Raw genomic sequence first — 10,144 nt, 5'->3', positions numbered from 1 at the left:
ACTACCTGTACCAAGTGGCGACACTCCTATTGAAGAAATACTAGACTTCAAAGAGCGGAGAGCTACAGAGCTAAATGCCTTACATACTGCAATTGAACTTGCTTATATAGAAGCTCTTAAAAATCCAGATCCTAACTTGGGATATGCGGGGGCTATTCGTGAACTGAAAACCAGTATTAGTAATCTTGATGAAGTAGCAAATGAGCGTTGGCGAAGAACATCTAAATTTGATTTTTCAGCAGAATTCAACCTTGATGGTGGGCGTTTTGTGAAAGCTATCGCTAGCGGTGCGGCCTTCGATTTCTTCACTAATGCTTTCACAATGCCGGTAGGCGCAGTTGTTGGTGGCATTGGTTCTCTGATAAAACTAAAAGCTTCTTATCGCACAAGCTTTAAACCAGCAGCCAACAATACAACCCTTGCTTTCTTATCGCATGCAAGTGCAGAAAGAATTATATAGGGAACATGCGAATAAAACTATTTTACTTATTGCCAAAATGAAATAACAAACAACAATAAAGAAGTATAAAGAAAAACTGGCACCCTACAAACCATCGGGGTGCCAGCCAACAAATAAACTCTTCGGAATAGAGCTACTTTATTTATTCGACGAGCCATTTTTTATTTATCTGAGCACTCATATTAGTTTCAGTGCGCTTCTTCCCAGTTGTCGCCTTGCTCGACTTCGACGAGCAGCGGGACGTCGAGGGAGGCGGCGTTCTGCATGCGCTGCGCGACGTCTTTCATGAAGTCTTCGACCTGCGCCTCGGCGACTTCGAAGACGAGTTCATCGTGTACCTGCATGACCATCATGGCGTCGTACGCCTTGTCTCCGTCATTGCCCGCCAGCCAGGCGTCCACATCGATCATGGCGCGCTTGATGATGTCGGCGGCGCTGCCTTGCATCGGGGCGTTGATGGCGGTGCGTTCGGCAGCACTGCGACGCGCGTGATTGCGCGAGCCGATTTCCGGCAGGTAGAGACGACGGCCGAAGATGGTCTCGACATAGCCCTGCTCGGCGGCGAGGTGGCGAGTGTCTTCCATGTAGGTGGCGACGCCCGGATAACGCTCGAAGTAGCGCTCGATGTAGGTCTTGGCCTGGCCGGGGTCGATATCCAGCTGACGCGAGAGGCCCCAGGCGGACATGCCGTAGATCAGCCCGAAGTTGATGGCCTTGGCGCTGCGACGCTGGTCACTGCTGACACGCGATTCCTCGGTACCGAAGACTTCCGCCGCAGTGGCGGCGTGCACGTCACGGTTGTCGGCGAAGGCCGAGAGCAGTCCCTTGTCACCGGAGAGGTGCGCCATGATGCGCAGCTCGATCTGCGAGTAATCCGCCGCGACGATGCGATAGCCGGGGCGTGCAATGAAGGCCTGACGAATGCGACGGCCCTCCTCGCTGCGCACCGGGATGTTCTGCAGATTCGGATCGGAAGACGACAGACGCCCGGTGGCGGTGACGGCCTGATGGTAGCTGGTGTGCAGGCGGCGCGTGGTCGGGTTGACCAGCTGCGGCAGCTTGTCGGTGTAGGTGCTCTTGAGCTTGGTCATGCCGCGATGGCGCATGATCAGCTTGGGCAGCGGGTAGTCCAGCGCCAGCTCCTCAAGTACGGCTTCGGCGGTGGACGGCGCGCCCTTGGGGGTCTTCTTCTTGACCGGCAGCTTCTGCTCCTCGAAGAGGATCTCGCCCAGCTGCTTGGGCGAGGAGAGGTTGAACTCGCGGCCCGCCAGCTCAAAGGCCTGCTTCTCGATGTCGTGGATCTGCTCGGTCAGCTCACGGGTCTGGACGTGAAGGCGCTCGGGGTCGATCGCGACGCCGTTGCGCTCGATGCGCGCCAGCACCGGAATCAGCGGGTATTCGTAATCACGCAGCACCTCGCCCAGACGCCCCAGTTTCTCGATGCGCGGCATCAGCAGCGCGGCGAGGCGCAGGGTGATGTCGACATCCTCGCAGGCGTAGGGCATCGCCTCTTCCAGCGCGATCTGGTCAAACGTCAGCTGCTTGGCGCCCTTGCCGGCGATGTCGGTGAAGCTGATGGTGCTCTCGCCCAGGTACTTGAGCGCCAGCGAGTCCATGTCGTGACGGGTCGCGGTGGAGTTGAGCACGTAGGACATCAGCATGGTGTCGGCCAGCGGACCGGCCACCGCGATGTCATAGCGTGCCAGCACCTCGATGTCGTACTTGAGGTTCTGGCCGATCTTGGTGATGGCGCCATCGGCGAGAATCGGCGTCAGCGCCTCCAGTACGGCCTTGCGGTCCAGCTGCGCGGGGGCATCCAGATAGCTGTGGGCGACGGGAATGTAGACGGCCTCGCCGACCTCCAGCGCCATGCCGATGCCGACGATCTCGGCTTCCATGTAGTTGAGGCTGGTGGTCTCGAGGTCGAAGCACAGCGAGGTGGCATTGCGCACACGCTCCAGCCACGCGTCCAGCTCGGCCTGCTCGGTGATGGCGCGGTAGTTGCGCTCCTCACGCGGCGGCAGCGCCTCGGGCATCTCGTCCTCGTCACCCGCCCCATCCAGCTCAGGCGTCGGTGCAGCGGCGGTCTTGCCCTTGCCGGAGGCCTTGTCCGCGACGGGCGCGATGCTGTCGCCGAACAGATCACCGCCGGCGACACCGCTGTCCTTCTCGTCGGCGTGCGGGCTGGCGGCCATGTCACCGCCTTCCAGCAGCTCCTTCAGCCAGGCGCGGAACTCCATCTCCTTGTAGAGCTCGACCAGCGCGGCGGTATCCGGCGCGGCGATCGCGAGGTCATCCAGGCCATGCTCCAGCTCGCAGTCCAGCTTGATGGTGGCGAGACGATAGGAGAGATAGGCATCCTCGCGGTGCGCTTCCATCTTCTTGGCCAGCGTCTTGGCGCCGCGGAAGCTGAGCGTCTTGATGCGATCGAGGTCACCGTAGATGGTGTCGAGACCGCCGCCCATGCCCTGCAGCAGGCCCAGCGCGGTCTTCTCGCCCACGCCCGGCACGCCGGGAATGTTGTCGACCTTGTCGCCCATCAGCGCGAGGAAGTCGATGATCAGATTGGGCGGAATGCCGAACTTCTCGGTGACGCCGTCCACGTCCAGCGTCTCGTTCTTCATGGTGTTGACCAGCGTGATGTGCTCGTTCACCAGCTGGGCCATGTCCTTGTCGCCGGTGGAGATGACGGCGTCACGCCCGGCCTCGGTGGCCAGTCGCGCAAGAGTCCCGATGACGTCATCGGCCTCGACACCTTCCACGCACAATAGCGGCAGACCCAGCGCGCGTACGCAGGCATGCAGCGGCTCGACCTGCAAGCGCAGGTCATCGGGCATCGGCGGACGCTGGGCCTTGTACTCGGGGTACATGTCATCACGGAAGGTCTTGCCCTTGGCGTCGAACACCACCGCCATGGGGCTGTCCGGATACTGGCGGATCAGGCTCTTGAGCATGTTGATCACGCCCTTCACCGCGCCGGTGGGCAGGCCCTTGGAGGTGGTCAGCGGCGGCAGGGCATGAAAGGCACGATAGAGGTAGGAAGATCCATCGACGAGAACGATCGGCGTGGCGGCCATGAGCAGTCGCATCCGTAGGCTGAAGGGTGAGCTTGGGACAAGCAGAGTCGGGGCCGAAACTCTCTCGGCATCTATGGCTGTCATGATACGCAAGGGCTGCGGCGAGGCACAGTCACGACATGGCCTGCGCGCCTGGCTCGCGCTCAGCGAAATCGTGCATGCCACCGGCAAGAGTCGTAAACTGCGCCCATCAGGCAGGCATCGGGTATCACGCCGCATCGCCCGCCTTCAGCACTTCCGCGCACCGCACCTTGCGTCCAGGAGATTTCTCATGCGCACGACTGCATCCCTTGTCCCGTCCTCCCTGCTGCGCCTGCCCACGCTGCTGGCGAGTGCTCTGCTGCTGACCATCACCGCGCTGGGCGCCCCGCTGGCCGTGGCCGAGAGTGATGCCCCCAAGCCACAGGTCACCAGCCGTCAGCAGGATGACCGCCAGCTGCGCGAATACCGCGTCAATGGCCATCTGTACGCCATCGAGATCATCCCCAAGGGGGGCACGCCCTTCTTCCTGCTCGACAGTGATGGCAACGGCAACTTCACCCGTTCCAGCGTGTCGCAGGCCAGTCAGCTCAAGGTGCCCGGCTGGGCGCGGAAAAAGTGATAAGCTCGGCATTGCGGGTCACGCGGCATCTGACCCGGCAGTGACGGGCATCATGCCCGGACCGGACGCATCCCTTGCGCTCGGCCCGGGCATGGAGGTCTCCCTCCTGCCTACCGACAACAACTCCTGTCAGCGCATTGCCGCCGCGTCGGTCCAGCGGCGCGCCACTGATGGGGCGGACACATTTCGGCGAGAAGAGTCACCCATGGCAGTCTTTACCCCCCTGAGCGAGGCTCAGGTCGCAGAATTTCTGGCAGAGTACGATGCAGGCACGCTGACATCGCTTGAAGATGTCGCCCACGGCACCGAGAACTCGACCTTCTTCGTCACCACCGACCGCCGCGAGATGGTGCTGACCCTGTTCGAGCAGGGCGAGCATGAGGAACTGCCCTTCTTCGTCGAGCTGCTCGACTTCCTCGCCGGCCACCAGCTGCCGGTGCCCGGCCCGCTGCATGACCGCGAAGGTCAGGCGCTCAAGACGCTGGCAGGCAAGCCGGCGTTGCTGTTTCCGCGCATGCCGGGCAAGTGGCCCGTCTCGCCCAATGTCGCCCAGTGCCGCGAGATCGGTGCGGCGCTGGGGCGCATGCACGCCGTCTCGCAGCACTTCACCGGCCAGCGCCCCAACACCCGTGACCTGCATTGGATCAAGCCGATGCACCACAAGGTGCTGGCCTATCTGAGCCCGGAAGACCAGGCGCTGATGGCCGACGAGATCGATGTCTGCGAAGACGTCTTCAGTGGCGTCGACCTGCCACAGGGCGCGCTGCACGGGGATCTGTTCCGCGACAACACGCTGTTTGACGGCGATCGCCTCGGCGGCATCATCGACTTCTACAATGGCTGCACCGGCGACCTGATCTTCGATCTGTCGATTCTGGTCAATGACTGGTGCTCCAATGACGATGGCCGTCTGGATCAGGCGCGTTATGACGCCCTGCTCAGCGCCTATCTGGCCGAGCGCCCGATGAACGCTGACGAACGCCGCCTGTGGCCGAGCATGCTGCGCATGACCGCGCTGCGCTACTGGCTGTCACGCCTGCTGGTGGTCTACGTGGACCCGCCCGCTCACAGCCTGACGCCGAAGGACCCGGCACAGTATCGCCAGCTGCTGGGCCGGCGCATCGAGGAAGGCGCCCTGCCGCTGCCCGACGCCACCCAGCCGGCCTGAATGCCCACGCAAGTGGCAAAGCGATTGCCTGCGCCTCCCCAGCAGGCATAATGCGCCCCCTGAGCGCCCGCATCCGTGCGGGCGCCATTGTCTTCTCCGACGCTGCCCACACCGCTGAGCACCGCCGGGCTTGCCTTCACGCCGTCCATCTCCGGAGACCGCGATGACCTCCTTTGCAGCCGAAGCACGCCGCACCTACAACATTGACCAGTGGGGCAGCGGCTATTTCGACGTGGGCCAGGATGGCCTGACGCTGGTGCGCCCCCATGGCGAACCGGGTACGCCTGCGCTGCCGCTGATCTCGCTGATCGACAAGGCCCGCGCCCAGGGCCTGCGACTGCCGCTGCTGATCCGCTTCGCCGATATCCTGCATGACCGTGTCGAGCAGCTGTGCGCCGCCTTCGATGCCGCCATCAGCTCACGCGGCTATGGCGCCAGCTACACCGCCGTCTATCCGATCAAGGTCAACCAGCAGCGTCGCGTGGTCGAGGAACTGCTGGCGACCAGCGAACGCTCGCGCGGGCGTGTCGGCCTGGAAGCCGGCAGCAAGCCGGAACTGCTCGCCGTGCTGGCGCTGTCGGACAATGGCCCGTCGGTCATCGTCTGCAACGGCTACAAGGACCGCGAGTACGTGCGTCTGGCGCTGATGGGCGAGAAGCTCGGCCATCGCGTGCACCTGGTGGTCGAGAAGGCCAGCGAGCTGGAACTGGTACTGGAAGAGGCTGAACGTCTCGGCGTGCGGCCGCGCATCGGTCTGCGCGCGCGCCTGGCCACCATCGGCAAGGGCAACTGGCAGAACACCGGCGGCGAGAAGTCGAAATTCGGCCTGACGGCGAGCCAGATCGTCGCGCTGGTCGAGCGCCTGCGCGAAGTGGATGCGTTGGACTGCCTCAAGCTGGTCCACTTCCACCTCGGCTCGCAGATCGCGGACATCAGCGACATCCAGCGCGGCCTGGCCGAGTGCGCGCGCTTCTATCAGGGGCTGCATGAAGCCGGTGCCGGCGTGGAAATCGTCGATGTCGGCGGTGGCCTGGGCGTGGACTACGAAGGCACGCGCTCGGAAAGCGCCTGCTCGCTCAACTACTCGATGCGCGAATACGCCGACTATGTGGTCGGGGCGTTCCACGCGGTGTGCGAGGCGCATGATCTGCCGCATCCGCACATCATCTCCGAATCCGGTCGTGCCCTGACCGCTCACCACGCCGTGCTGGTGACGGACGTGATCGGCGAGGAGCGTGTCGACCTGCCGCTGCCCACGCCGCGTGAGGATGATCTGCAGATCGCCGCGCTGTGGACGCAGGCCGCGCGTCTAGAGGGTGCGCTCGAGCCACGTGAGCTGGTGGAGATCTACCACGCCGTGGTGCATGCCCAGCATCAGGTGCAGGAGCGCTTCGTGATGGGGCTGGCGAGCATCGCCATCCGTGCCGAGGCGGAGGCCATCTACACCAACGTGTGTCGCAGTCTCGCCGGGCGCCTCGATGCGCGCCAGCGTTCGCACCGCGCGGTGCTCGATGAGCTCAACGAGAAGCTGGCCGACAAGCTGTTCGTCAATTTCTCGCTGTTCCAGTCACTGCCGGACATCTGGGGCATCGAGCAGATCTTCCCGATCCTGCCGCTGACCGGTCTTGACCGTGCACCGACCCGGCGTGGCGTGATCCAGGACATCACCTGCGACAGTGATGGCCGCATCGACACCTATGTGGATGACCAAGGCCTGGACGCCACCCTGCCGCTGCCGGAATGGCATGCCGAGGAAGAGAAGCTGCTCGGCTTCTTCATGGTCGGCGCCTATCAGGAGATCCTCGGCGACCTGCACAACCTGTTCGGCGATACCGATTCCGTGGATGCCAGCCTCGACGACGAGGGCCAATGGCAGCTTTCCCATGCCATCCAGGGCGATAGCGTGGCGCAAGTGCTGCGCTACGTGAACTTCGACCCGGATCAGCTGGCGGCCCGCCTCGCGCGTCAGCTCAAGTCATCCAATCTGAACGCGCTGGAACAGGCAGACCTGCTCGAGGACCTGAAGGCAGGCCTGGAAGGATATACCTACCTGGAGAGCTGAGCCCTTCCGTCATTGAGCCGATCTCTGCTTCAGAGATTCGAGCCTTGAGCGCAAAAGACCAGAAAGCAGCAGCCCAGACAGCAAAAGCCCCTGCCGGAATCCCGGCAGGGGCTTTTCTTTTTTTAACTCGCTCAGGGCTGCCTCAGAGCCAACTCACGTCAAGGCTCGAGACAGACCCAGGCATCATGCCACGCCGCGAGTGCGTGTCTCGACACGCAGCAGCTCGCCGCTGCCATCCGGGGCATCCAGCGCCAGTGCCAGCGCCTGATCCGGATTCAGCTCACCAACGCCCTCCGGCGTGCCGGTCAGCACCACGTCGCCGGGCAGCAGCGTGAAGCTGTGGCTGATCTCGCTGAGCAGCCGCGCGACAGGGAACAGCATCAGACGGGTATCCGCCTGCTGACGCTGCTCGCCGTCGATGGCGAAACGATACTGCAGTGCCTGGAAATCAACATCATGCAGTGCGCCTTCGCCATCACGCCAGCGCGGGCCTTCCAGCGCCACGAAGGAGCACAGCGGACAGCTGCCGTCAAAGGCCTTGGCCAGTTCCCACGGCTGGCCCTTGGCCTTGAGCTTGCTCTGACGCTCACGCAGGGTGAGATCCAGCGCCAGCCCCATGCCGGCCAATGCCTCCAGCGCCTCGTCTTCACTCGCCTCGCACAGTGGCTTGCCGATCAGCAGCGCAAGCTCGGCCTCGTAATGGTACTGGCCACGTCGCTTCGAGAGCGGCAGCGGCTTGTCCATGGGCACCACGCTGGTGGCGGGCTTGATGAACAGCAACGGCTCGCTGGGCACTTCATTGCCGAGCTCCGCGGCGTGGGCAGCATAATTGCGCCCCACGCACACCACCTTGCCGAGATCATGGGCAAAGACACGACCATCGCTGAAACGTGGGGTAAAACGCTGAGCAAGCGGCATGCAGAACTCCTGTCGGGGCGTGATGGATGATCAATGAGAGATGATCGATGAGAGATGTCTCAATCTTACGCCGCCCCGCCGGTTTGCCACTACCACACCAACGTCCGAGATTTCGCCGCCTGAACGCAACCCCGGGTTGTGCAGTTCAGTCCACTGGCCTGCTCAGCCTTTCGGCCTTTCCTTTCGCTTGCTCACGCTGGCGATCTATCACGCGCGGCTTATTTTTCCAGTTCATCCCAGCCACCATCGGCACGGTGGGCCAGAAATTCAGGGCGCGGACGAGAGGCCGCGAACGGCGCCTGCATGGCATTGTCGACGCGGTTGTAGACGAAGAAGGCGTTGCTGCGCGGGTCCGGCGACATGTTGGCGTTGGAGCCGTGCAAGGTGTTGCAGTCAAACATCAGCAGACCACCCGCGGCACCGGTGGGCGCCTCGATGCCACGCTCGGCGACCAGCTCTCGCAGCGCTTCGCGCGAGGGCACACCGACTTCCTGTGCCTGCAGCGAAGACTTGTGATTGTCTTCCGGCGTCTCGCCCAGGCAGTGCACGAAGACTTCGTGCGAGCCGGGGATCAGCATCAGCGGGCCGTTGAAGTGGTGATTGTCATTCAGGATGATCGAGGCGCTGACCGCACGCATTTCCGGCATGCCATCCTCGGCGTGCCAGGTCTCGAAGTCCGAGTGCCAGTTGAAGCCCTTGCCCTCGAAGCCCGGCTTGTAGTTGATGCGCGACTGGTGAACATAGACATCGCCACCCAGAATCTGGCGCGCGCGATCCATCAGGCGCGGGTCTTCGGCAAGCTGGCGGAAGCGCTCCGACAGGAAGTGCACGGCGAAGATGGAGCGAATCTCGCGGCTCTTGGGCTCGGTGATGGTGAAATCACGACCCTGGAGATCTTCCTGCTCCAGCAGCGCAGCCAGTTCGGCCTTCAGCGTCTCGACTTCTTCCGGGGCCAGGAATTCCGGCTCGAACAGGAAGCCATCGCGCTCGAACCGCTTGAGTTGCTCAGCCCCCAGCGGCCCCTCATCGGCGCGCGAGTGCACGACGGGCTCGCGGCGCTTCTGCCACAGGTGCTGCGGTGGCTGGCTCAGACGCGTCGGGTAGGCGTCGCGCGAGTGGGAGGAGCCTCGGTCGCTGCCTGACTTGTCCAGATAGGCTTCCGGCGCCTGATCGCGATCGGCATCGACCTGACGGACACCCAGACGCTGATTGGAGGACTCTGCGCCATCGCTGGCGTTGCTGCCGTCCATCTCGTGGTGGTGGCGCTGCTTGGACGAAAGCGCAGCGGTGGCGTTGTACGAGGTCATGTGGCGTGAAGCTGTCATCTTGCTCTCCTTAAGGCATCAATGGCTTGCATTGAGGAAAGAGGAATCCGGCGTTCTATTCCTGCGGCTTGGCCGCACTGTCCCACCTATGGGCCATGACACAGACTTCAACCCCATGAATCATGAATTAATCACAGACGCCTGATCCCCGAGTTCGTTAAAAGACCATTCAATCGCGCACTACCCCCGCCATCACCGTTCTCGCGAAAACATGAGACCTCCTGTGTCTCACGGATGACAAGATTCCTCAGTCACCCCGATAGATCATTTCATCATTCACGCGGTGGCCACGCGCCTCATGCATGAAAGACATCATGCCTCATATATCGCCTCATTCCTTGTCATGGCTTCCTGACAATTCACCCCAATACGCTTCGCCTTTTGCAAATCGCATCGCGAATGATCACCAGACAATAAGCGTAAGTTGTTGTGAACTATTGTGAATTTAGTTGGCACACTTAATGCCCCTGTAAAGTCACGGCATCACAACTGATAGACACATATCAGAGTACAAGAACGGCGCAGGACAATGC

7 protein-coding genes are annotated in these 10,144 nt (G+C 62.3%); 4 read left to right on the top strand and 3 right to left on the bottom strand.

Annotated features, from left to right (window positions below):
- A partial coding sequence (locus PJK54_RS17585) for a DUF6236 family protein (protein ID WP_271303487.1) occupies window positions 1–460 on the top strand: 460 nt, incomplete at its 5' end.
- Window positions 461–648: 188 nt separating this feature from the next.
- Here the strand turns inward: PJK54_RS17585 and polA are convergent.
- Entirely contained in the window at window positions 649–3,537 is a 2,889-nt protein-coding gene (polA, locus tag PJK54_RS17580; protein ID WP_271303486.1) for a DNA polymerase I, read from the bottom strand.
- Between the two features lie 271 nt (window positions 3,538–3,808).
- On the opposite strand from polA, the gene PJK54_RS17575 reads away from it, so the two are divergent.
- From PJK54_RS17575 to speA, 3 genes are all read left to right on the top strand, one after another.
- Window positions 3,809–4,138 carry a DUF2782 domain-containing protein gene (locus PJK54_RS17575; protein ID WP_271303485.1) on the top strand — a complete coding sequence of 110 codons (330 nt, stop codon included), beginning with the start codon at window positions 3,809–3,811 and terminating at the stop codon, window positions 4,136–4,138.
- Window positions 4,139–4,343: 205 nt separating this feature from the next.
- Complete coding sequence (locus PJK54_RS17570) at window positions 4,344–5,306, top strand: homoserine kinase (protein WP_084209458.1); 963 nt, start codon at window positions 4,344–4,346, stop codon at window positions 5,304–5,306.
- Between the two features lie 163 nt (window positions 5,307–5,469).
- Window positions 5,470–7,368 (top strand): biosynthetic arginine decarboxylase, encoded by a 1,899-nt coding sequence (gene speA / locus PJK54_RS17565; protein ID WP_077378572.1) that lies wholly within the window; start codon window positions 5,470–5,472, stop codon window positions 7,366–7,368.
- Between the two features lie 183 nt (window positions 7,369–7,551).
- On the opposite strand, the gene PJK54_RS17560 is transcribed toward speA, so the two are convergent.
- Together PJK54_RS17560 and thpD are read right to left on the bottom strand one after the other, a co-directional pair.
- A complete protein-coding gene (locus tag PJK54_RS17560; RefSeq protein WP_271303484.1) occupies window positions 7,552–8,286 on the bottom strand; it encodes a fumarylacetoacetate hydrolase family protein in 735 nt (244 codons plus the stop codon).
- Between the two features lie 218 nt (window positions 8,287–8,504).
- Window positions 8,505–9,611: an ectoine hydroxylase gene (gene thpD, locus PJK54_RS17555; protein WP_333781927.1), complete on the bottom strand. Its 1,107-nt coding sequence runs from the start codon at window positions 9,609–9,611 to the stop codon at window positions 8,505–8,507.
- Window positions 9,612–10,144 lie beyond the last annotated feature (533 nt).

Origin of the sequence: Cobetia sp. MMG027, from assembly GCF_027947415.1 — a bacterium.
GTDB classification, from domain to species: domain Bacteria; phylum Pseudomonadota; class Gammaproteobacteria; order Pseudomonadales; family Halomonadaceae; genus Cobetia; species Cobetia marina.
This window is presented reverse-complemented; position numbering and strand designations above follow the sequence as displayed.